Here is a 23,797-nt window from a genome sequence, read left to right as displayed (position 1 = left end):
AAGACGGTTTGTGTTCAGTTTGTTGACATGCAACATATGCTGTACTACGATGTGACCGATGTGTCAGTTGTACAAAGGAGGAAGAAGAACATGAAAAAATATGTTGCAGAATTTATCGGAACTGCAGTCCTGACTCTGTTTGGCTGCGGTTCGGCGGCTGTGTCAGGGGGGATCGACGGGACGCTGGGCATTCTTGGAATAGCGATGGCCTTCGGGCTTTCTATCGTGGCAATGGCTTATGTGATAGGTGATGTATCCGGGTGTCACATTAATCCGGCGGTCTCACTGGGAGTATTTTTAAATAAAGGCATGAGCGCCGCAGACTTTGCGGGGTATCTTGTGGCACAGTTTCTGGGAGGTATCGCAGGAGCCGGGATACTGTACGGTGTCATCAGTTGTACAGGCCTTGGTCCGGTATGGGAGACCGGCCTTGGACAGAACGGATTTGCGGAGGCTTCCTATACAGGCCTCAGTATGCCGGGGGCAATACTCGTGGAAGTCATTTTGACATTTGTGTTTGTCTTTACGATCCTGGGAGTTACCGCCAAAGCGGAGAACAGCAGGGCGGCCGGGATCGTTATCGGTCTGACACTTGCGTTTGTACATATTCTCGGAATCCCGCTTACGGGAACTTCCGTAAACCCGGCGAGAAGTCTTGGGCCTGCTCTGCTTGTCGGAAACGGCACGGCGCTTTCACAGGTGTGGGTGTTCATTGCGGCACCGCTTCTTGGCGCGGTGATCGCGGCGGTTGTCTACAGAACCGTATGCAAAAGAGAAGAATAAAAAGTCTTACAGCATATAAAAGAAGTACAGGGAACTGTCCCGATCTAAAAAGGGAAGAAAAAGGAGTCCGGCCAAGGCTGACACCCAATAAGGAAGTATTGAGAAACATTCAGACTGGGCAGTCGGCAAGCGGAATGTAGCAACAAAAGACGGACTATCGGCGGTAAGCTGATAGCCCGTCTTTTGCATTGAGAGGGCCACGGCATAGCCACGGCTCTCTCAATGGGGTTTCCAAAGGGGCACCCTTTGGCACACGACTTTGCGAAGCAAAGTGTAGTGTGTTGTACGCTCTGTCGGCGTTGCCGTGAAAATGCCGTTGCCGCCGGGGAGGGCAAGGGCATTTGAAGTGGCAGGAAAACAGGGCTGTGCTTGCAGGGCGTAAAACCGCAAGCGCAGGACTGGTTACATCAGCAGACAGGGCGTATATGAAAGCCCCCGTCTATCGTCCCACGCCGGACTTCGGGACAAAATGTCCCGAACTTGTGGCCACACTCCCGAAAAAATAGCAGGACAGAGGGCAACCGTCAAGGCTGAAATGAACGGGTTTGCACCCGGCCTTGACCGTCGCCCTCTGTCCCGCTGGCTTTGCTATTTCCCCAGCTATGTAAGTACGCCTTTATTCAATAAGGCTTAGCTATATCAGCCAGACAAATCAGAATTTATTTCTTCTTTTTTGTACCATAGTATATAGCTACACCAGCACAAAGTATCGCTGTTCCTATAGCTATCCATAATGCTAAGTTCATTGCTACCCCACCTTTACAACTTCCGATTTGTTGAGTACGTCTTCATTCAATAAGGCACACTCAACAGCATATTTATAGTTGCCACCATATTGTTTTTTCCTGTCCTTTTTCAATAAATCCACAGCGTTTTAAAATGCGTTGTGAGGCAAACCCGTCTATGTCCGTTTCGGCGATGACATGGGACACGTTTTCTTGTTCCAAAGCCCACTTGCACATGGCTTGTACCGCTTCCGTCATGTACCCATTGCGCTCGAAGTCTTTTCCCAATCCATAGCCGATTTCGACCTCTTGATCCGTATTCGGAGTATCCTTGAAATCGGCAGAGCCAACAACAACCCGGTCACTTTTGCGTATCAGAAGCCAAAAGCTATGCCATAAGAAATCGTTAGGATTCTTTTCTGTTTTTTCTAATTGCCCTTTTACGATTTCGAGAAAAAGCCCTTCCATTGGCTCTGCTTGATAAGAGCATTTTAAGTCTTTCTCCAGTTTTGGTATGTCCTCCACCCATAATCTTAACTGATAGGGAAGTAGTGGGACTAATTCAAGACGCTCCGTGCTCAATATCATTTTGCTACCTCACTAATTAAATCTTGTTTTGTCTTATCCGCCTAATACGCACAAATCAACTCCTGATTTTTGAGTACGTATTCTTCCATAAGACATACTGGAACTAAACCCTATAAAACTGCATAGGTAAACACATTTAAATCTACGATTTCTTTACCACCCCAGTTTTTCTCTTGAACAGTATTGGGTTCTTTTAGAAAACTATTTTTTGTTAGTGCTTTTTCAGAAAATACATTTTCAGGCATAACAAATGCTTTCAACTTTTGAATGCCCAAATCATTACAAAGGTAATCCATTATAAGCCTTACTGTATCAGTCGCAATCCCTCTATGCCAATATGATTCGTTTATGCGGTAGCCAATCGTTATTTGGTTCATTCTTTTTTTATAATCAAACAGCTCTGCAAGCCCTATGAGCTTATTGGGTTCATCGCACAGATAAATGCCTGCAATAATCAGTTTTTTTTTATCGAAATCTCTCCCGCCCAAGTTTCTAATTGCAGCAAGCAAATTGCCTCTGCTCTTTTTATACAGGAATGGAGGTACATATTGATAGACGTTAGGATTATTCGTAATTTCCATAAGGTCGTCCACATCATCTTCAACCATTTTCCTGATGATAATATGGTCATTTCTCAGGTATGGAAATGTTTCAAATAGCTCTGCCATTATATTACCTCCTTCGTACGCCTTATTCGCCTAAGGCGTACTTGCTATTTTCTTTTTCCTCGCTGTGGTACATAACTTTTCGCCAGTTCGGATTTTTGGACAATCCGTGTCAGCCATTGTTTTTCTTCCTCTGTCAGCTTGTTGTAGCGCAGCTTTGTCTGCTTGCAGAACACCATCAGCAGTTGTTCCGCCCGACTGCCCTTGAAGCTCGCCACTTCCTCCAAATCCCGCTTGAGTTCATCCACAATGGTATTTTCCGGGGCGCTGTCGCTTCTGCCCCTGTGGGCTTCCCGTATGTCTCCCATGATGGCGTCAATGTCGTGATGTACCCGGCTGCTGAAATAGTCGCCTTCCCGCACATGGGCGGCTTGCAGCACACCGGCGGTTTTGTCATGCTCTCCCGGCTGGTACTTCTCCATGATTTCAGCCCTCGCCACGTCTACCCAAGCGTTTAGGTTCTGTATCTGTGTGGCGGCGATACCCTCCACATAAATCTGTATATCGGCCAGCAGCTTCACAAAGTCCGGGTGTACCGCTAATTCACAAAGCAGGGCGGTGTCAATCCGTTCGCTTTTCAGCAGGTCTATCATTTCGTCACTCAAACGCAGGTCTGCAAGATCGGCGTTTGGGTGATTTTTCGTTTAGGCCAGCCCTAACAGATAATCGGCAGTCACACCATAAAACTTCGCCAGCCTGATAAGGGCATAGTGGCTGATGTCCTTAAAATCGTCCGCTTCATAACTGCCCAGAGCAGACTTGGAGAGGTGTGTTTGCTCCGCAAGCTGTCCCAGCGTCAGGCCGCGCTCCACACGCAGGTCTTTTAGGCGTTCCTGTATTGTCAACGCCAATCTGCACACCCCCTCTTACGCTTACTTCATACTTTCTTGACACTCGCTGCACTCTCTGTCATGGATAGAAATGATACCCCCGCATTTGGGACAGGTATATTTCCCTTTCTGCTGTTCCATGAACCGTTCCAAACCGTGTTGACGAACAAACTCGCTATTCTCCATAAGGCTCGCCTGATACCTTTTGTTGTAGCTTTTTTCAAGGTTTTTTATTAGCTTGCAGGGATAATCGGGACATTCAAAACAATAGGCCAGCCCTTTGCCCTTGATACAATCTTTTATCTTGCACTTACGGCAGTGTTCCGGTTTGCCCATGTCGCTGTTCAGGCAACCGGCACACGGCTTTTTATGATAACAATGCTTATAGCAAAGCAAACAGTTCATGCCGCAGGGGGCAAACATAGCCGTATCAATTTTTTCTGTTGGCATTTTCATGGCCCGCCCTCCTTGTCAGCTTACGGTTTCTTTCATTCTACCACAAATCCGAGAGCGTGGAAATAGTGTGTTTTTCAGCGAGATTTCCAACCTTTCGAATATACGGGACGGGCGGTCAAAAAAGTGTAGACTTGTGTTAGTTCATCGATGGACAGGCACAAGTGAATGACCGTCCGAAAGAGATACCACCGGCTGGGGAAGCACGCCATGACACCGCCACTTGTGGACAGAATGTCCAGAAGTCACTTCGGGCCAACTTGGCCCGAAGCAGGCCAGAGTGCCAACGCCGGGACACGCCGCCAAGAGGGGGCAGGAACAGCTTTCGGGAAGAACGGCAAAGGAACGGAAACGGCTGGAAACGGAGGAATGCATGAAAAAGAAACTACAACCAATCGAGCGCGGGCCGGGCGGCTCCCTGCCCCGCATGACGGCGGCGCAGAGGAAACGGGCCAACGCGCTCATACGGAATACCTGTTGTAACTACGATAACGGCAACTGCCTGTTACTGGACGATGGGGACAACTGCACCTGTCCGCAGACGATTTCTTATTCCGTCTGCTGTATCTGGTTCCGGCGGGCGGTGTTGCCGCAGGACGATTTTCACGCCTATATGGTGGAGAAATACCCGGACTTGGAGCGTGGCGAAAGCGCCAGCAAGACGGGCCGCAAGCATATTCCCACTCGACTTTTCAAGCAGGCGGTTTCCCCCTCCAAACAGGCGGGAGCCATTGAAGCGGCGCTGGACGGTATCAATCCGCTGAACGCCGGAAAGGAGAAAGAGGACGCCCTATCCATGTTGAAAAAGTGGTTCCCGCTGATGGAGAACTTCTCCGGCCAGCTCAAAAAGTACAAAGCAACGATTACCGATTTACTGGAAGAAAACAAGAAACTGGAAGCAAGGGCAAAGGCCAGCGAAAAGGGCAAGCTGAAAGACACGATGGAGCGGGCGAAACTGGAAAGCGAACTGCACAATATCCATCGGGTGCTTGACCGTATTCCACCGGAAGCGCTGGCGGAACTGAAACGGCAGCAGCATGATAGAAAGGAAAGGTGACAGCCTATCAATCAAAGTCAAACTGAAAAAAATGAACCACGGAAAAAATCCGTGCCGCCCGTCACGCTGCAACGGCGGATCGGCGGCACTACCTATATCGTTTCCTCCCGCTTCAATGAACGGGCAAAGGAGGATATGGTTGCTAAAGTAAAACGGCTCATTTTAAGCGACAGCGGCCAGTAACATCCTTGTCACGGACAGCCGGACATGATTACCGCTTTGTATTGCAGACTTTCCCGTGACGATGAACTGCAAGGCGATAGCAACAGTATTGTAAATCAGAAAGAGATTTTATGGAGATACGCCGAAGAAAACCACTTCCCCAATCCCCGGTTTTTCGTGGACGACGGATATTCCGGCACGAACTTTGACCGCCCCGCCTATCAGGAAATGATGGAACTGGTGGAGGACGGCATGGTGGAAGCCATCATTGTGAAAGACCACTCCCGGCTGGGCCGGAACCGCCTTGTGATAGGCCAGCTTTTAGAGGAAATTTTGGACGAACACAACGTCCGCTATATCGCTGTGACGGACAACATTGATTCCCTCAAAGGGCTGGACGATATGGTGGCGGTGCGGGATTTGTTTAACGAATGGTATGCAAGGGACACCAGCAAGAAAATCCGGGCCGTGTGGCGTGCAAAAAGCAGCGCCGGAAAGCGGCTGTGCAACAATCCCCCCTATGGGTACAGGAAAGACCCGGAGGACAAGGAACGGTGGCTGGTGGACGAGGAAGCCGCTAAGATAGTGCGAGAGATTTTTAGCCTTTGTATTGCGGGGGTTGGGCCGTTGCAGATTGCAAAGCGCCTGCGGAAAGAACAGGTGCTGAACCCCACCGCTTACTGGGAAGCCCACGGGCTGATTGTCGGCAACCCCACACCCGCCGACCCCTACCATTGGGACAACAAGGCGGTTGCCGCCATTCTAGAACGCATGGAATATCTGGGGCATACGGTGAACTTCAAAGGCACGAAGAAGTCCTACAAGAGCAACACGGGGACTTGCTCGGCCCACTTCATCCGGGCCGTGGTGCTGGAAAAGCTGGTGCTGGAACACCTGCAAAGGACAGTCCAGTATGTGCGGGAATACGAAAGCGAGTTTGTCCAGTCTATGGGGGAGAAATCGGCGGCAGACCGTCGCAAGGAAATCTCCGAAAAGCGCCGGGGGCTGTCGCAGTCCCAGCGGCGCATGGAGGAATTGGACAGGCTTTTCCAAAGGCTCTATGAGGACAATGTTGCCGGAAAAATCTCTGACGAACGGTTTGCAAAGCTGTCCGGCGGGTATGAAGCCGAACAGAAAGATTTACAAGAAAAGGTTGCTATCCTGCAAGCGGAGCTGACGGGGCAGGAGGAACAGGCCATGAACCTTGACCGCTTCCTCGCCATCGTCAAGAAGTACACCGAGATAGAAAAGCTGCCCCCCACCATCTTAAACGAGTTTGTGGAAAAAATCATTGTCCACGCCCCGGACAAGAGCACCGGCAAGCGTGTTCAGCAGGTGGAAATCAGCTATAACTGTGTCGGTATGATTGAACTACCGGACACCAACGAAACAAACAGCAAAACGGCATAGCCAAAATGACTATGCCGCTCGCTGTAACAATACTTCTTTATTGGGGGCCGCCCAATGCCACAGGGCTCTTTTTTTATAAAAAAACTGCAAAATCATAGACAAAATATATGAATTGGAAAATATATACAATAAAATTATATGTAAATTCTATAGATATTTTTTATATGTGAATATGGATATAGAAATTAATTATCAATATATACAGAATATTTTCCTTACAAAATCAATCAAAAAGAATATATAAAAATAAAAAGACAAAATAACAGTTAAAAAGAAGTAAAATTAAAAATAAATAACAAATTTACTGCGTTAAAATAATAAAAGCTTAAATTGACAGCAAAAAAACCGGCCCATATAATGCACATGTTGTATACGCCTCTGTCAACTGAGGGAACAATAACAGAAGACGAAAAAAGAAGAACAACAAAGCACAAGGAGGAGAATATGAAAAAGAGATCATGGAGTGGTCTGCTTTGTCTGGCAATGGCGGCGGTTATGCTCGCTGGATGCGGCGGCAGGGAAAAGGCCGGGACTTCCGAACCGGATAAAAAGACATCAGGTAAAAATGAACTTGTGATGGGAGTGTCGTCCTCAGTCACCAATCTGAACAAGCATCTGGAGACGATGAAAGAGGGCTGGCTCATGCTCGGCGCAGTGTACGACGAGCTCTACATGAAGACCGATTCAGAGACACGGTATTATCTTGCGGACAGTGTGGAACTGTCGGATGATGGAAAGACTGTCACACTGAAGCTGAAAGAGGATCTGAAATGGCACGACGGAGAACCGATCACAGCGGACGACGTCATTTTTTCACTCGATGTCAATGCGGACCCTGACAATGGAGCCGGTTATGCCAATGCGGTATATATCGGTGACAGACCGGTGAGCTATAAGAAAGCAGATGACTTGACAGTAGAGATCACGCTGCCTGAGCCTTCGGCGTCCTATGTGACGATACTGGGAACGCTGCCGCTCCTTCCGGCGCATGTGTACGGCAATGACACAGACATCAAGGCAAATTCCGAGGCGAACCTGAAGGGGATCGGTTCAGGACCATATAAGGTGAAGGAATTTAAGAACGGCGAATGTCTGGAGCTGGAACGGTTTGACGACTACTATGGGGACAGACCTGCCATCGATAAAGTTGTGTACAAGGTCATACCTGATACGAGCGCCCAGGAAGTTGCCCTTCAGAAAGGGGAGATCAACTTCATGGAAGTATCCAGCCAGGCGGCGGCAGATATGTATGAAGGAGATAAAGATATCACAGTGCATACTTTCCCGGAGGGACGTGTCAATTATCTTGCATGCAATAAATTCAGCGATACATTTTCAGACCCGAAAGTAAAAGAAGCCATTTATGCGGCGCTGGATGGGGAAGAGATCGTAAAAGGCGCATACGGCGCGGATATGGGAACGGCTGCGAATACCATATTCAGCAATGCAACGCAGTACCATGATAAGGATATCAAGGGATATGAACAGGATACCGGCAAAGCAGAGAAGCTCGTGAAGGAGACGGGGCTCGACGGAAAGACGCTGAAGCTTGTATATAACCAGGACAGAGCATTCATGAAAGAGACGGCCCTCATTGTACAGCAGCAGCTTAAGGATGTAGGGATCCGTCTGGAAGTAGAGGGTATGGAGTCCAACGGATTTTTTGACCGCGTATTCGGAGATGCGTCAGACTATGATCTGTACTTTAACGGATACGGTGCGTTCGGAGATCCGGACGAAGTCATATCAGGCATGTTTGACGGAACGTGGGGCATAAATCTGGAGGTGAGCGAAGATCAGCTTGACTTGTGGAAGCAGGGACGCTCCGCGGCAGATGACAAAGAGCGGGCAGGAATCTACAAAGAACTGCAGGAAAAAGCGGTGGAAGATATGTCCATTTACCCGATCGCATATCCGAATTATGTGTTCGCGACGTCCAGCAGCCTTGAGGGGGCGGACGAGCTGCAGACGAACCCCGTATTTGAAGATTATACTAAGCTGAGCTTTAAGTAGAGACCGATGAAGAGATATTTATTAAAACGTATACTGCAGATGGCCCTCGTGTTTGTACTTGTATCCATGTTTGCCTTTGCCATCATCTATTTTGCGCCCGGCGACCCTCTCTACATGTACACGTCGCCCGGAAAATCAAGCTTTAAGATGTCGGAGGAGCAGCTGAATACGCTGAGGGAAGACCTGGGGCTCACGGGAAATGTCGTGCATCAGTATGTGAGCTGGGCGGGAAAGACACTGACCGGCGACTGGGGAATATCGTTAAATAATTTCCTTCCGGTCCGCCCGCAGATTCTGGAGCGCCTGCCCGGGACTGCGGGCCTTATGGGCGCCGCGCTCCTGTTGTCGCTCGTCCTGGCGATACCGCTTGGACTGGCGGCAGGGACACACAAGAATAAATGGATAGACAATATAATAAGCGGGTTCAGCTACGTCGGCATCTCGCTTCCTTCGTTCTGGTTCGCACTGCTGCTCATCATTGTGTTTTCGTTAAGACTGGGGCTGTTTCCAAGCTCAGGAATGCGGACGATGGGAGTAAACTCCGCGGCTGATGTCATTTGGCATGGAGCGCTCCCTGCGGTCGTGCTTGCGTTCAATAATATGGCAGTGTTCGTGCGCTATATAAGGTCCAATACGATCAGCCAGCTGGAGGAAGAATATGTGATGACGGCAGCGTCAAAAGGAGCGTCAAAGCAGTGGATATTAAGGCGCCATGTCCTGAAAAACTGTCTTCTTCCGGTTATCACGATAACGGGCATGAACTTCGGCACGCTCATCACGGGCTCCTTTATCGTGGAGTCTGTATTTGGCTGGCCGGGCCTTGGAACGCTCTGTATGACCGCGATCAACAACAGGGACTATCCGATGATCATGGGAATTATCATGCTGTCCTGTACGATACTGCTCATCGGGAATTTCCTGGCAGACATTCTCTATGGTATTGCGGACCCGCGGATCAAGCGGGGAAATGAGGTGCGCCATGGATAAAAGTATGGTTCAAAACGGTGAAGCGGTATTTACGGAGGAAGACTTCCGTCCCGCCCCGAAAGAGAGGGGCAGAAAAGATGATTTTCGCAGCAGAAATTCATTTTACGGCATAAAGTATCTTCTGAAGGAGAACAGGCTTGCGTCCGTGTGCATCGCGGCGCTGCTTCTTATTCTGCTGTCCGCCGTATTGGCGCCGCTGTCTCCATATGACCCGGACGCGCTGGATATTCAAAATGCGCTGCAGGGACCCGGGCCGGGACATCTGCTCGGTACGGACGACCTGGGCAGAGATACGCTCACGAGGGCGCTGTACGGTGGAAGAGTGTCGCTGGCGGTCGGTTTCGCGGCCATGGCCGTATCTGTTCTCGCCGGCACGCTGCTCGGCACCGTGAGCGGCTACGTGGGTGGGAACACGGACACAGTCCTCATGCGGATCGTGGATATCTTTCTTTCCATACCGAATCTGCTGTTTATTATCGTCATCTACGCATTTATACAGCCAAGTCTTCCGGTACTTGTGCTCATGCTGGCATTCTTTTCATGGACGAGTGTGGCCAGGGTCGTGAGGGCTGAAACGCTGAGCCTTAAGCAGAGAGATTTTGTGATCGCCGCCAAATGTCTTGGCGTCAGCGACGTCAGGATCATCATGAGACATATTATTCCGAATATGTCTTCGCAGATCATCGTATCGGCAAGTATCAGTATCGCAAGGGCTATCCTGGACGAGTCCGCGCTTAGTTTCCTTGGTTACGGGGTGCAGCTTCCCATGTCATCGTGGGGCAGCATGCTTCAGAACGCACAGAAGTATATTCTGCATGAGCCGCTTCTGGCTGTCGTGCCGGGTGTATTGATCCTTGTGACGGTTCTGTGCTTTAACATACTGGGCGACATGCTGCAGCACGCATTGGACCCGAAATTAACGAAGTAGAGGTGGCAAGATGAGCAAACTGTTAGAGGTGGAGAACCTGCGCGTTTCATATCATAGTTACGCCGGAGAGGTACAGGCAGTAAGAGGAGTGTCTTTCACTGCGGATGAAGGAGGGACGCTGGCTGTCGTAGGGGAATCCGGCTGCGGGAAATCTGTCACGGCAAGGAGCATAATGGGCCTTATACAGACACCGCCCGGAGAGATCAAGGCAGACAGTCATATCTGGTATAAGGGAAAGGATATTCTTGACTACACGGAAAAAGAGTGGCGGGCATACAGGGGCGCGGAATGTTCTATTATATTTCAGGATGCGCTGGCGGCGCTCAATCCGACGATGAAGATCGGGAGGCAGATAGCGGAAAACGTGCTCCTGCATGGGAGCGCCGACAGAAAGCAGGCGTGGACGGAAGCGGAAAACATGCTTGGAATGGTCGGAATACCCGAACCCGGGAAGCGGATGCATCAGTATCCTCATGAGTTTTCAGGAGGAATGCGGCAGCGGGTCATGATCGCGGCCGCCCTTGTGTGCGGCCCGAAGATCGTCATAGCGGACGAACCGACGACGGCGCTTGACGTCACCATCCAGGCCGATATTATCCAATTGCTCAAGAAACTGCAGAGTGAACGGAATACGACGGTTCTTCTGATCACGCATGATCTTGGCATTGTGGCTGATATGGCGGATAAGATCATTGTGATGTACGCAGGGGAAGTGGTGGAGGAGGGGACGGCTTCGGATATCTTCTATCATCCGGGGCATCCGTATACGAAGGCGCTTCTGAAGGCGGTGCCGAGGCTTGATATGGGGGAACAGGAGCTGACACCTGTGGAAGGAGCTCCGCCTGACAGCATCCATCCGCCGGAGGGCTGCCCCTTTTATGAGCGCTGCGAAAGCGCCATGTGCCTTTGCGGACACAGGAATCCCCCGGCTTATACGTTAGGACGGGGACACCGCGCCAGTTGCTGGCTGTACCATCCGATGGCGCAAAGCAGGAGAGAATAGAAGAAAGGCGGATGTATACGATCATGGAAGAGCGTTTGCTGGAAGTGAGACATTTAAAGAAATATTTTAAAACAGGGAAAAACGGGATACTGAAAGCGGTGGACGATGTATCGTTCTGTATCCGTAAAGGCGAGACGCTCGGCATCGTAGGGGAATCCGGCTGCGGAAAGACAACGTGCGCAAGAACGTGCATGGGGATATACGATGCCACAGAGGGGGAAGTGCTGTATAAAGGAAGGAACGTTAGCGGTCTGAGAGGGAAAGAGCGGCAAAGGTTTACAAAAGAAGTGCAGATGATATTTCAGGATCCCTATGCTTCTCTTGATCCGAGGATGAAAGTCAGGGATATCATAGCAGAGGGAATGCTTGCCCATAAAATGGCGGACAGCGGGAGGCAGTGCGCGGATAGGATAAAGGAACTGCTCACGACTGTCGGGCTTTTGGCCGGACATATGGACCGGTATGTCCATGAGTTCTCGGGCGGGCAGCGTCAGAGGATCGGGATCGCAAGGGCGCTGGCGGTAGAGCCGGAGCTTCTCGTCTGTGATGAGCCGATATCGGCGCTCGATGTCTCCATCCAGGCACAGATCGTCAATCTGCTCATTAAGCTGCAGAAGGAGCGGGGACTTACGTATATGTTTATCGCGCATGACCTTTCGATGGTCAAATATATATCCGACCGCACCGCTGTCATGTATCTTGGTAAAATCGTCGAGACCGCCGGGGCGGACGTGCTCTGCAGGAATCCAAAGCATCCGTATACACAGGCGCTTCTCTCGGCGGTCCCGATCCCGGATCCTGAAGCCGAGGCGGGAAAAAAACGGATTCCTCTGGAGGGAGAACTGCCAAGTCCGATCGGTCCGGGAAGCGGATGCCCATTCTTTGGCAGGTGCCCAAGGGCAATGGAACTGTGCAGGTATGAGGAACCAAAGCTTCGGGAAGTGGAGAAAGGGCATTTTACAGCATGCCATTTATATAAGGAAGAAAGTGATTCGGCCGGTCCGGTTCCCGGAGGGGCCGGCTTAAGAAGCGGTAATGTGGGTTAAAATCAGCGCATTGCCGCTTTTTTTACAGTTTTTGGTTGACAAGCTCAAATTCTATGTGCTATAGTAAAAAATGCGCTATTGTGGAAAGTTATGCCATGATATCGCGTGAAATGGCTTGAATAAAGCGGTTTCACTGAATCAGCAGTATGTTATGGGCAACTCGTAGCCCGCCCAAAAAATATATGAGGAGTGAAACGTCAATATGGAGAAAAACAGAATTCGTCCTATCAAAAGCGGAAAAAGTTCACGCATGAGCTATTCCAGACAAAAAGAAGTTCTTCAGATGCCTAATCTGATCGAAGTCCAGAAAGATTCCTACCAGTGGTTTCTGGATGAAGGATTAAAAGAAGTATTTGATGATATTTCACCGATCGCCGACTACAGCGGCCATCTGAGTCTGGAATTTGTTGATTTTACATTGTGCGAGGATGATGTGAAGTACACGATCGAAGAATGCAAAGAACGTGACGCGACATATGCGGCACCTTTGAAAGTAAGAGTACGTCTTCACAACAAGGAAACCGATGAAATCAATGAGCATGAAATCTTTATGGGTGACCTGCCGCTGATGACAAGTACAGGAACGTTCGTTATCAATGGGGCGGAACGTGTAATTGTCAGCCAGTTAGTACGTTCACCCGGAATCTACTATGCGATCGCGCATGATAAAGTAGGTAAGAAACTGTATTCATCTACGGTGATCCCAAACCGTGGTGCATGGCTGGAGTACGAAACTGATTCCAATGACGTTTTTTATGTGCGTGTAGACAGAACGAGAAAGGTGCCGATCACCGTTTTGGTGCGTGCTCTGGGGATCGGTACAAATCCTGAGATCGTGGATCTGTTTGGCGAGGAGCCCAAGATCCTTGCCAGCTTTGAAAAGGATGCCGCGACAAACTATCAGGAAGGACTGCTGGAGCTTTACAAGAAGATCCGTCCGGGCGAGCCGCTTGCGGTGGACAGCGCGGAGAGTCTTATCACCAGCATGTTCTTTGACCCGAGACGTTATGATCTGGCGAAAGTCGGACGCTATAAATTTAATAAAAAGCTTGCCCTGAAAAACAGGATCACGGGCCAGGTGCTCGCAGAGGATGTTAAAAGCGCTCTGACAGGCGAGGTCGTGGCAGAAAAAGGGACGAAGGTGACGCGAGAGACTGCTGACGCTATCCAGAATGCGGCGGCACCGTTCGTGTGGATCGAAAGACCGGACGAGGAGCGCAATATTAAGGTGCTCTCCAATATGATGGTGGACCTTGCCTCTGTCGTTGACATTGACCCGAAGGAAGTAGGGGTTACCGAGCTTGTCTACTATCCGGTGCTGGAAACGCTCCTTGAGGAGACGGCAGGCGATATCGATGAGCTGAAGGACGCCATCAAGAGAGATATCCACGATCTGATCCCGAAGCATATAACAAAGGAAGACATCCTGGCTTCGATCAACTACAATATTCATCTTGAATATGGCCTCGGCAATGACGATGATATCGACCACCTTGGAAACAGACGTATCCGCGCGGTCGGAGAATTATTACAGAACCAGTACAGGATCGGTCTGTCAAGGCTTGAAAGAGTTGTCCGCGAGAGAATGACGACACAGGATCTGGAGGGGATATCCCCGCAGTCACTCATAAATATAAAACCTGTCACAGCTGCCGTGAAGGAATTCTTTGGTTCCTCACAGCTGTCACAGTTCATGGACCAGAATAACCCGCTCGGCGAGCTGACTCACAAGAGACGTCTGTCCGCCCTCGGACCGGGTGGTCTTTCCAGAGACCGCGCCGGATTTGAGGTCCGTGACGTTCACTATTCACATTACGGCAGAATGTGTCCGATCGAGACGCCTGAAGGTCCGAACATCGGTCTTATCAACTCTCTTGCAACGTATGCAAGGATCAACCAGTACGGATTCGTAGAGGCGCCGTACCGTGAGATCAGTCATGAAGATCCGGATAATCCGGTCGTGACGGATAAAGTTGTGTATATGACGGCGGACGAAGAAGACAATTACCATGTGGCTCAGGCGAATGAACCGCTGGACGACGAGGGACATTTTGTTCATAAGAATGTATCCGGCCGTTACCGCGAAGAGACACAGGAATATGAAAGAACAAGATTTGACTATATGGACGTGTCACCGAAGATGGTATTCTCTGTTGCCACGGCTCTGATCCCGTTCCTGGAGAACGACGATGCCAACCGTGCGCTCATGGGGTCCAACATGCAGCGTCAGGCTGTGCCTCTTCTTATGACCGAGGCGCCTGTGGTAGGCACCGGTATGGAAGAAAAAGCCGCTGTCGATTCCGGCGTGTGTATGGTGGCCGAGGCAGGCGGTGTGGTAGAGCGTTCTACTTCCAATGAGATCACTATCCGTCAGGATGACAACTCTCTGAAGAGATATAAACTGACAAAGTTCCTCCGAAGCAACCAGAGCAACTGCTACAACCAGCGGCCGATCGTGTTCAAAGGCGACCGTGTGGAGGCGGGCGACGTGATCGCGGACGGACCGTCAACTTCAAACGGAGAGATGGCGCTCGGAAAGAATCCGCTCATCGGCTTTATGACGTGGGAAGGATACAATTACGAGGATGCTGTCCTTCTGAGTGAGAGACTTGTGCAGGACGATGTGTATACATCTGTCCACATTGAAGAATATGAGGCGGAAGCCCGTGATACTAAGCTCGGGCCGGAAGAGATCACCCGTGATATCCCGGGCGTCGGCGACGATGCGCTCAAGAATCTGGATGAAAGAGGTATCATCCGCATCGGCGCTGAGGTGCGTGCGGGAGATATCCTTGTCGGAAAAGTTACTCCGAAGGGAGAGACGGAACTGACGGCAGAGGAGAGACTGCTGCGCGCGATCTTCGGCGAGAAGGCGCGTGAGGTAAGGGACACTTCCCTGAAAGTGCCGCACGGTGAATACGGTATCGTCGTAGACGCGAAAGTATTTACAAGAGAGAACGGAGATGAACTCTCCCCTGGCGTGAATCAGGCGGTGCGTATCTACATCGCGCAGAAGAGAAAGATCTCTGTCGGCGATAAGATGGCCGGCCGTCACGGTAACAAGGGTGTTGTTTCCCGTGTGCTTCCGGTTGAGGATATGCCGTTCCTTCCGAACGGACGTCCGCTGGATATCGTGCTCAATCCGCTCGGCGTGCCTTCCCGTATGAACATCGGGCAGGTGCTTGAGATCCATCTGTCACTGGCGGCGAAAGCGCTCGGTTTCAATATAGCGACACCAGTATTCGACGGCGCGAACGAAATTGATATTATGGATACGTTAGACCTGGCAAATGATTATGTTAATCTGAGCTGGGAAGAATTTGAGAAGAAGCACAAAGAAGACCTGCTTCCGGAAGTGCTCCAGTATCTGTCAGACAACCGTGAACACAGAAAACTGTGGAAGGGTGTTCCGATCTCAAGAGACGGCAAGGTGCGTCTCCGTGACGGAAGAAGCGGAGAGTTCTTTGACAGTCCGGTCACGATCGGACACATGCATTACCTGAAACTGCATCATCTCGTTGACGATAAGATCCATGCCCGTTCTACAGGTCCTTACTCACTCGTTACACAGCAGCCTCTCGGCGGTAAAGCCCAGTTCGGCGGACAGCGTTTCGGTGAGATGGAGGTGTGGGCGCTTGAGGCATACGGCGCATCCTACACACTGCAGGAGATCCTGACGGTTAAGTCTGATGATGTGATCGGCCGTGTCAAGACGTATGAGGCGATCATCAAGGGGGAGAACATCCCGGAACCAGGCATACCGGAATCTTTCAAGGTACTGCTGAAAGAGCTTCAGTCACTTGGCCTGGATGTGCGCGTGCTGCGTGATGACAACACGGAAGTTGAGATCATGGAGACGGTGGATATGGGTGAGACGGACTTCCATTCTCTCATAGAAGGAGACAGAAATTACCGCGAGGAAGATAATCTCGGTGCAAAAGGATATACAGAGCAGGAATTCCAGGGAGAAGAGCTTGTGGATGTAGAAGAAGAGGCAGAGGAAGACGACTTCGACGTGGAATTTGAAGAAACTGAAGAATTTGCAATGGAATTAGATGAAGAATAGGAAGGGGTGCCTGTATGCCAGTAAACAGTAATGAACAATCATATCAGCCAATGACTTTTGATGCAATCAAAATCGGTTTGGCATCACCTGAGAAGATATTAGACTGGTCCAGGGGTGAAGTTACAAAGCCTGAGACCATTAACTATAGAACACTGAAGCCTGAAAAAGACGGATTATTCTGCGAGAAGATCTTCGGACCGAGCAAGGACTGGGAATGCCACTGCGGCAAATATAAGAAGATCCGTTATAAAGGCGTAGTCTGCGACCGGTGCGGTGTTGAAGTTACGAAGGCAAGCGTGCGGCGTGAGCGTATGGGACATATAGCGCTCGCGGCTCCGGTATCCCACATCTGGTACTTTAAGGGGATCCCGAGCCGTATGGGACTCATTCTGGACCTGTCTCCGAGAACACTGGAGAAAGTGCTGTACTTTGCGTCTTATATCGTACTCGACAAGGGAGAGACCGACCTTCAGTATAAGCAGGTGCTGTCCGAGCAGGAATACCAGGAAGCGAGAGAGTCCTGGGGAAGTTCCTTCCGCGTGGGCATGGGCGCAGAGGCGATCAAGGAGCTTCTGGAGGCCATAGACCTGGATAAAGAATACGAAGAACTTCAGTCAGGCCTTGAAGGGGCTACCGGACAGAAACGCGCCAGGATCGTTAAGCGTCTGGAAGTAGTAGAAGCATTCCGCGAATCCGGAAACAAGCCGGAGTGGATGATCATGACGGCGATCCCTGTAATCCCGCCGGATCTGCGTCCTATGGTACAGCTGGACGGCGGCCGTTTTGCCACATCTGACTTAAACGACCTTTACAGAAGGATCATCAATAGAAATAACCGTCTGAAACGTCTTCTTGAACTTGGCGCTCCGGACATTATCGTAAGAAATGAAAAGAGAATGCTTCAGGAGGCGGTTGACGCGCTCATCGACAACGGACGCCGCGGCCGTCCGGTCACAGGACCGGGCAACAGGGCGCTGAAGTCTCTTTCCGACATGCTGAAAGGTAAATCCGGCCGTTTCCGCCAGAACCTGCTCGGCAAGCGTGTCGATTATTCAGGACGTTCCGTTATCGTCGTTGGGCCTGAGCTTAAGATATACCAGTGCGGCCTTCCGAAAGAAATGGCGATCGAGCTGTTTAAGCCGTTTGTCATGAAAGAGCTTGTACAAAACGGTACGGCGCACAATATCAAAAACGCGAAAAAAATGGTGGAACGGCTGCAGCCGGAAGTATGGGATGTGCTGGAAGATGTCATCAAAGAACATCCGGTCATGCTTAACCGTGCCCCTACGCTTCACAGACTTGGTATTCAGGCATTTGAACCGATTCTCGTAGAAGGTAAGGCGATCAAGCTTCACCCTCTCGTATGTACTGCTTACAACGCTGACTTTGACGGTGACCAGATGGCGGTTCATCTTCCGCTTTCCGTGGAGGCGCAGGCAGAGTGCCGGTTCCTGCTTCTGTCACCGAACAACCTGCTGAAACCGTCCGACGGAGGACCGGTTGCCGTACCTTCACAGGATATGGTACTCGGTATCTACTATCTGACGCAGGAAAGACCCGGAGCAAAAGGCGAGGGCAAAGTATTTAAAAGTGTGAATGAGGCGATACTCGCCTATGAAAATAACGCGCTGACACTCCACTCACGTATCAAAGTGCGCATGTCCAAGGTTATGCATGGAGGAGAGGTGAAGACGGAAACAATCGAGTCTACACTCGGAAGGTTCATCTTCAATGAGATCATCCCGCAGGACCTCGGTTTTGTAGACCGTGAGGCAGAAGGAAATGAATTGCTGCTTGAGGTGGACTTCCACGTTGGAAAGAAACAGCTGAAGCAGATACTTGAAAAGGTTATCAACACACACGGAGCAACGGCTACCGCCGAGGTGCTCGACGCCATTAAATCAACGGGTTATAAATATTCTACAAGAGCGGCTATGACGGTATCTATCTCTGACATGACGGTGCCGCCGCAGAAGCCGGAGATGATCGAGCAGGCGCAGGATACTGTTGATAAGATCACGAAGAACTACAAGCGCGGTCTCATAACAGAAGAAGAGCGTTATAAAGAAGTGGTAGAGACATGGAAGGCAACGGACGACGCGCTGACAGAAGCGCTGCTGTCAGGTCTGGATAAATACAACAACATCTTTATGATGGCAGATTCCGGCGCCCGTGGTTCCGACAAGCAGATCAAGCAGCTTGCTGGCATGCGTGGACTTATGGCTGATACGACAGGACGTACTATCGAGCTGCCTATCAAGTCAAACTTCCGTGAAGGTCTTGACGTACTGGAGTATTTCATGTCCGCGCACGGCGCGCGTAAAGGACTTTCCGATACTGCTCTTCGTACGGCGGACTCCGGTTACCTGACGAGACGTCTCGTTGACGTATCACAGGAGCTTATCATCCATGAAGTGGACTGTGCAAAGAAGGGCGCCGAGATTCCGGGAATGTATGTGAAAGCGTTCATGGACGGAAACGAGGAGATCGAAAGTCTTCAGGAACGTATCACAGGCCGTTATCTCTGTGAAAACATTGTGGATAAAGACGGCAATATCCTTGTGAAGGCAAACCATATGGTCACACCGAAAAGAGCAGAGCTTATCATAAGAAAAGGTGTCGACGAGAAGGGCGGGCCGCTCAAGAAGATCAAGATCCGTACGATCCTCTCCTGTAAGTCTCACAGCGGCGTGTGCGCGAAATGCTACGGCGCCAACATGGCAACAGGCGAGCCTGTGCAGGTAGGTGAAGCTGTCGGTATCATCGCGGCTCAGTCTATCGGTGAACCTGGTACGCAGCTTACGATGCGTACGTTCCATACGGGTGGTGTGGCCGGCGACGATATCACACAGGGTCTTCCTCGTGTGGAGGAGCTTTTTGAGGCGAGAAAGCCGAAGGGTCTTGCCATTATCACAGAGTTTGCGGGCACGGCATCGATCAACGATACGAAGAAAAAACGTGAGATCATCGTGACAAACAATGAGACCGGGGAATCTAAGGCGTATCTCATCCCTTACGGTTCCAGGATCAAGATACAGGACGGGGCAGAGCTGGAGGCCGGTGACGAACTTACAGAAGGTAGTGTCAATCCGCATGATATCCTTAAGATAAAGGGACTGCGCGCGGTGCAGGACTACATGATTCAGGAAGTACAGCGCGTATACCGTCTGCAGGGTGTTGAGATCAATGACAAGCATATCGAGGTCATTGTACGCCAGATGCTCAAGAAAGTCCGTATAGAGGAAGCGGGAGACACGGAATTCCTCCCGGGTACAACTGTTGACATCCTTGACTTTGAGGATGTGAACGAGAAACTTGCTGAAGAAGGGAAAGAGCCTGCCACAGGCGAGCAGATCATGCTCGGTATCACAAAGGCGTCTCTTGCTACAAATTCCTTCCTGTCAGCGGCATCTTTCCAGGAGACCACAAAGGTCCTCACGGAAGCCGCTATCAAGGGCAAGGTCGACCCGCTTATCGGCCTGAAAGAGAACGTGATCATCGGTAAGCATATACCGGCCAGTACAGGTATGAGGAAATACCGTGATGTCAGGCTGGACACAGAGTTTACGATGAACGATGAGCTTATGTTCGACGAAGAACCGGAGGCAGAAGCAGAAGCGGAAGAATTCGTGGAAGTAGAAGAATAATATTATAATATAAGATGTGAAGGCGCCGGTCCCGATTGCGTAAAGCAGTACGGGACCGGCGTTTTCACATCTTTTTTCTTTTTGATAAAAAATATCAATTGCGTTATTGACAAAGATTCTCATAAGGAATATAATACCAATGTAAATGATAATCAATATCAGAAATGCCGGAGTGATAATATGAACCAGGAAGAACGTCTGCAGGAGATAACAAACCGCCTGAAAGAAAATGGATACCGGATCACGAGCCAGAGAAAGATGCTGCTGGAAGTCATACTCAGCAATGAACATTCTTCCTGTAAAGAGATCTATTTTGCCGCAAAGCAGATAGACAACAGACTTGGCATTGCAACTGTATACCGTACCGTACAGCTGCTGGAGGACCTTGATCTGATCAGGAAAGAGATGGCGGTGCAGATATAATGTGGATAAAAAGGAGTGATAATGATGCCACTGACAATGCTTGGATCGGGTGAAACCGCATCGATCAAACGTGTAGGGGGACAAAATGAAGTGAAGAAATTCCTGGAGAGCCTTGGTTTTGTGACCGGAGAAGAAGTGAAGGTAGTCTCGGAGAACGGAGGCAGCATAATCGTACAGGTAAAGGAATCCAGAGTCGCGGTCAGCAGAGGGATCGCAAACAAGATCATGGTTTAGGAGGAAGGAAAGGAATGCGCACATTAAGAAATATCGGATGCAATCAAAGCGTATCGGTCGTCAAGCTTCACGGTGAGGGAGCGGTCAAAAGGCGGATCATGGATATGGGGATCACGAAGGGAACGGAAGTGTTTGTCAGAAAGGTAGCGCCTCTGGGCGACCCGGTCGAAGTTACCGTCCGTGGTTATGAATTGTCCCTGCGCAAAGCAGACGCAGAGATGATCGAGGTAAATTAGAGAGTCACAGAGAAGATGCTCGTGAATAAGACATTACAGGAGGAATAGAGATGGGAATCAAGATAGCACTTGCCGGCAATCCAAACAGCGGCAAGACAACTTTGTTTAACGCACTGACCGGTTCCAACCAGTTCGTGGGTAACTGGCCGGGGGTCACTGTTGAAAAGAAGGAAGGAAAACTTAAGAGCAATAAGGAAGCAGTGATCATGGATCTGCCGGGGATCTATTCCCTGTCGCCGTATACGCTGGAGGAAGTAGTTGCGAGAAACTATCTCATTACAGAGCGGCCGGATGCAATTTTAAATATTGTGGACGGCACGAACCTGGAACGTAACCTGTATCTGACGACACAGCTCATGGAACTCGGTATTCCTGTAGTGATGGCGGTCAACATGATGGATGTGGTAAAAAAATCGGGCGACGTCATTGATACAAGAAAACTGGGAGAAAAGCTTGGATGTACAGTCGTGGCGGTCTCCGCGCTGAAGGGCGAAGGAATCGAAGAGGCGGCCGGAAAGGCTGTGAAAGCCGCGCAGGCAAAACAGGCGGTGGCGCCTGTGCATGAGTTTTCACAGGAAGTTGAGGCTGTTCTGGATGAGATCGAGACGATGCTTGACGGTGATATACCAGAGGAGCAGAAACGGTTCTATGCGGTAAAGCTGTTTGAGCGGGATGACAAGATCGCGGAACAGATGAAGCATGCGCCGGATGTGTCTGCAGTTATCGAAAAGGCCGAGAAGGACATGGACGATGATTCGGAGAGTATCATAACAAATGAGCGGTATAATTACATAACTTCCATCATAGGCGAGAGTCTTAAAAAAGCGAACAAAGAGAAACTCACAACATCCGACAAGATAGACCGGGTCGTGACGAATCGATGGCTCGCGCTGCCGATATTTGCGGTTGTAATGTGGCTTGTATATTACGTGTCCGTGTCAACGGTCGGAACATGGGCGACAGACTGGGCAAATGACGGCGTATTCGGCGAGGGATGGAAGCTGTTCGGACTCGTCGACGTGCCGGGCATACCGGTCATCGTGGAGAATGGTCTAAGCGTGGTCAATTGTGCGCCGTGGTTGCAGAGTCTCATCCTGGATGGTATCATAGCAGGTGTAGGAGCCGTCCTTGGATTCGTGCCGCAGATGCTCGTGCTCTTTATATTCCTCGCGTTTCTGGAGGCATGCGGTTATATGGCGAGAGTCGCGTTTATCATGGACAGGATCTTCCGTAAATTCGGTCTTTCCGGAAAGTCATTTATTCCGATGCTCATCGGCACCGGATGCGGCGTGCCCGGCATTATGGCGTCGAGGACGATCGAAAATGACCGTGACCGCAAGATGACGATCATGACAACTACGTTTATTCCGTGCGGAGCAAAGCTTCCTATCATAGCCCTTATCGCGGGAGCGCTGTTCGGCGGGGCGTCCTGGGTTGCGCCGAGCGCTTATTTTGTCGGCATAGCGGCAATTATCTGTTCAGGTATCATACTGAAAAAGACGAAAATGTTTGCCGGAGACCCGGCGCCGTTTGTAATGGAACTTCCGGCTTATCATATGCCTACTGTTAGCAACGTGCTCAGAAGTATGTGGGAACGCGGATGGTCCTTTATCAAAAAAGCAGGAACTATCATTTTACTGTCCACTATATTTATATGGTTCACATCCAGCTTTGGGTTTGTAGACGGACATTTCGGAATGGTTGAAGATTTGAGTGACGGTCTGCTTGCAAGTATCGGCAGAGGCCTTGCATGGCTCTTTGTTCCTCTCGGATGGGGAGACTGGAAGTCAGCGGTCGCCGCGATCACCGGACTTGTAGCGAAGGAAAACGTTGTGGGAACATTTGGCATTCTTTACGGCTTTGCAGAAGTGGCGGAAAACGGAGCAGAAGTATGGGGAACGCTTGCGGCGAGCATGACCGCTGTAGCGGCATATTCCTTCCTCGTATTCAATCTACTGTGCGCTCCTTGCTTTGCGGCGATGGGAGCGATCAAGCGTGAGATGAACAATGCAAAATGGTTCTGGTTCGCCATCGGATACCAGACGATACTTGCCTATGCGGTCTCACTCTGTGTGTACCAGTTCGGCAGCCTGTTCACAGGCGGCGGATTCGGAATCGGCACAGCCGCAGCGGTGATCGTACTGATCGGCTTTTTGTACCTGTTATTCAGGCCGTATAAGGAAAGTTCTTCATTGAAAGTGAATGTATCAAGCGTAAATGCCCGCAGGGCAAAAGCATAGACAAAAAAGAAGGTGATATTATGGCATTGGCAGCAATCAGCAGCGTTGTTTCAACGGCAGCAGTAGGGCTTATCGTACTCGGTATCGTTGCCCTTATCGTCCGCAGTATGTGGAAGAAGAAAAAGGCGGGTGGCTCCTGCGGATGCGGCTGCAGCGGATGTGCCCACAGCTGCGGGATGAAGTCCGCGGATGAAAGGAAGTAGATTGACTTTTTCTATACAAGATAATATAATGAGACTAGTTGAAACCGGTAGTGTGCAGCTGCCGGTTTTAATGCCGAATACACAATGAAAGGTTGGGG

General features: G+C 50.2%; 19 protein-coding genes and 3 pseudogenes. 18 read left to right on the top strand and 4 right to left on the bottom strand.

Annotated elements, in window-relative coordinates; all coding sequences use genetic code 11:
* The first annotated feature begins 27 nt into the window (after positions 1-27).
* Complete coding sequence (locus tag LAJLEIBI_RS16205; RefSeq protein WP_006443232.1) at positions 28-783, top strand: MIP/aquaporin family protein; 756 nt, start codon at positions 28-30, stop codon at positions 781-783.
* Positions 784-1,124: 341 nt separating this feature from the next.
* Positions 1,125-1,289: a hypothetical protein gene (locus LAJLEIBI_RS18210; RefSeq protein WP_006443230.1), complete on the top strand. Its 165-nt coding sequence runs from the start codon at positions 1,125-1,127 to the stop codon at positions 1,287-1,289.
* A 312-nt stretch (positions 1,290-1,601) separates the two neighbouring features.
* Here LAJLEIBI_RS18210 and LAJLEIBI_RS16195 read toward each other — a convergent pair whose 3' ends face one another.
* The 4 genes and pseudogenes from LAJLEIBI_RS16195 to LAJLEIBI_RS16180 form a co-directional block, all read right to left on the bottom strand.
* Positions 1,602-2,096, bottom strand: coding sequence for a GNAT family N-acetyltransferase (locus LAJLEIBI_RS16195; RefSeq protein WP_006443229.1), 495 nt, complete (start codon positions 2,094-2,096; stop codon positions 1,602-1,604).
* Between the two features lie 110 nt (positions 2,097-2,206).
* On the bottom strand, positions 2,207-2,764 hold the full coding sequence (locus LAJLEIBI_RS16190; RefSeq protein ID WP_006443228.1) for a GNAT family N-acetyltransferase: 558 nt from the start codon (positions 2,762-2,764) through the stop codon (positions 2,207-2,209).
* Positions 2,765-2,808: 44 nt separating this feature from the next.
* A pseudogene (locus LAJLEIBI_RS16185) lies at positions 2,809-3,612 on the bottom strand (helix-turn-helix domain-containing protein).
* A gap of 21 nt (positions 3,613-3,633) precedes the next feature.
* Positions 3,634-4,047 (bottom strand): DUF3795 domain-containing protein, encoded by a 414-nt coding sequence (locus LAJLEIBI_RS16180; RefSeq protein WP_006443225.1) that lies wholly within the window; start codon positions 4,045-4,047, stop codon positions 3,634-3,636.
* A gap of 370 nt (positions 4,048-4,417) precedes the next feature.
* Between LAJLEIBI_RS16180 and LAJLEIBI_RS19405 the strand changes: the two are divergent.
* The 16 genes and pseudogenes from LAJLEIBI_RS19405 to LAJLEIBI_RS16105 form a co-directional block, all read left to right on the top strand.
* A pseudogene (locus LAJLEIBI_RS19405) lies at positions 4,418-4,582 on the top strand (cysteine-rich VLP protein); the annotation flags it as partial.
* 54 nt (positions 4,583-4,636) lie between these two features.
* Positions 4,637-5,101: pseudogene (locus LAJLEIBI_RS16175) on the top strand (MobV family relaxase); the annotation flags it as partial.
* A 51-nt stretch (positions 5,102-5,152) separates the two neighbouring features.
* Positions 5,153-5,284: a transposon-encoded TnpW family protein gene (locus LAJLEIBI_RS18845; protein ID WP_006443223.1), complete on the top strand. Its 132-nt coding sequence runs from the start codon at positions 5,153-5,155 to the stop codon at positions 5,282-5,284.
* Between the two features lie 24 nt (positions 5,285-5,308).
* Positions 5,309-6,673, top strand: coding sequence for a DUF4368 domain-containing protein (locus tag LAJLEIBI_RS16165; protein ID WP_006443222.1), 1,365 nt, complete (start codon positions 5,309-5,311; stop codon positions 6,671-6,673).
* A gap of 444 nt (positions 6,674-7,117) precedes the next feature.
* Positions 7,118-8,686 (top strand): ABC transporter substrate-binding protein, encoded by a 1,569-nt coding sequence (locus LAJLEIBI_RS16160; RefSeq protein ID WP_040435057.1) that lies wholly within the window; start codon positions 7,118-7,120, stop codon positions 8,684-8,686.
* 6 nt (positions 8,687-8,692) lie between these two features.
* On the top strand, positions 8,693-9,673 hold the full coding sequence (locus LAJLEIBI_RS16155; RefSeq protein WP_006443219.1) for an ABC transporter permease: 981 nt from the start codon (positions 8,693-8,695) through the stop codon (positions 9,671-9,673).
* Positions 9,666-10,601 (top strand): ABC transporter permease, encoded by a 936-nt coding sequence (locus LAJLEIBI_RS16150; protein WP_006443218.1) that lies wholly within the window; start codon positions 9,666-9,668, stop codon positions 10,599-10,601. Before LAJLEIBI_RS16155 ends, LAJLEIBI_RS16150 begins: the two co-directional genes overlap by 8 nt.
* Positions 10,602-10,611: 10 nt before the next feature.
* Positions 10,612-11,604: an ABC transporter ATP-binding protein gene (locus tag LAJLEIBI_RS16145; RefSeq protein WP_006443217.1), complete on the top strand. Its 993-nt coding sequence runs from the start codon at positions 10,612-10,614 to the stop codon at positions 11,602-11,604.
* Between the two features lie 23 nt (positions 11,605-11,627).
* On the top strand, positions 11,628-12,650 hold the full coding sequence (locus tag LAJLEIBI_RS16140; RefSeq protein WP_050765545.1) for an ABC transporter ATP-binding protein: 1,023 nt from the start codon (positions 11,628-11,630) through the stop codon (positions 12,648-12,650).
* A 202-nt stretch (positions 12,651-12,852) separates the two neighbouring features.
* Positions 12,853-16,716 carry a DNA-directed RNA polymerase subunit beta gene (rpoB, locus tag LAJLEIBI_RS16135; protein WP_006443215.1) on the top strand — a complete coding sequence of 1,288 codons (3,864 nt, stop codon included), beginning with the start codon at positions 12,853-12,855 and terminating at the stop codon, positions 16,714-16,716.
* 14 nt (positions 16,717-16,730) lie between these two features.
* Positions 16,731-20,363 carry a DNA-directed RNA polymerase subunit beta' gene (rpoC, locus tag LAJLEIBI_RS16130; protein ID WP_149301987.1) on the top strand — a complete coding sequence of 1,211 codons (3,633 nt, stop codon included), beginning with the start codon at positions 16,731-16,733 and terminating at the stop codon, positions 20,361-20,363.
* A gap of 180 nt (positions 20,364-20,543) precedes the next feature.
* Positions 20,544-20,786 carry a Fur family transcriptional regulator gene (locus LAJLEIBI_RS16125; protein WP_040435053.1) on the top strand — a complete coding sequence of 81 codons (243 nt, stop codon included), beginning with the start codon at positions 20,544-20,546 and terminating at the stop codon, positions 20,784-20,786.
* Positions 20,787-20,807: 21 nt separating this feature from the next.
* Positions 20,808-21,020 (top strand): FeoA family protein, encoded by a 213-nt coding sequence (locus tag LAJLEIBI_RS16120; RefSeq protein WP_006443212.1) that lies wholly within the window; start codon positions 20,808-20,810, stop codon positions 21,018-21,020.
* A gap of 14 nt (positions 21,021-21,034) precedes the next feature.
* A complete protein-coding gene (locus LAJLEIBI_RS16115; RefSeq protein WP_006443211.1) occupies positions 21,035-21,256 on the top strand; it encodes a FeoA family protein in 222 nt (73 codons plus the stop codon).
* A gap of 50 nt (positions 21,257-21,306) precedes the next feature.
* Positions 21,307-23,496: a ferrous iron transport protein B gene (feoB, locus tag LAJLEIBI_RS16110; protein ID WP_006443210.1), complete on the top strand. Its 2,190-nt coding sequence runs from the start codon at positions 21,307-21,309 to the stop codon at positions 23,494-23,496.
* Positions 23,497-23,516: 20 nt separating this feature from the next.
* Positions 23,517-23,699, top strand: coding sequence for a FeoB-associated Cys-rich membrane protein (locus LAJLEIBI_RS16105; protein WP_006443209.1), 183 nt, complete (start codon positions 23,517-23,519; stop codon positions 23,697-23,699).
* The last annotated feature ends 98 nt before the right edge of the window (positions 23,700-23,797 follow it).

This window comes from [Clostridium] hylemonae DSM 15053 (assembly GCF_008281175.1).
GTDB classification, from domain to species: domain Bacteria; phylum Bacillota; class Clostridia; order Lachnospirales; family Lachnospiraceae; genus Extibacter; species Extibacter hylemonae.
The sequence above is the reverse complement of the archived record's forward strand: the minus strand, read 5'-3'. Positions and strand labels throughout refer to the sequence as shown.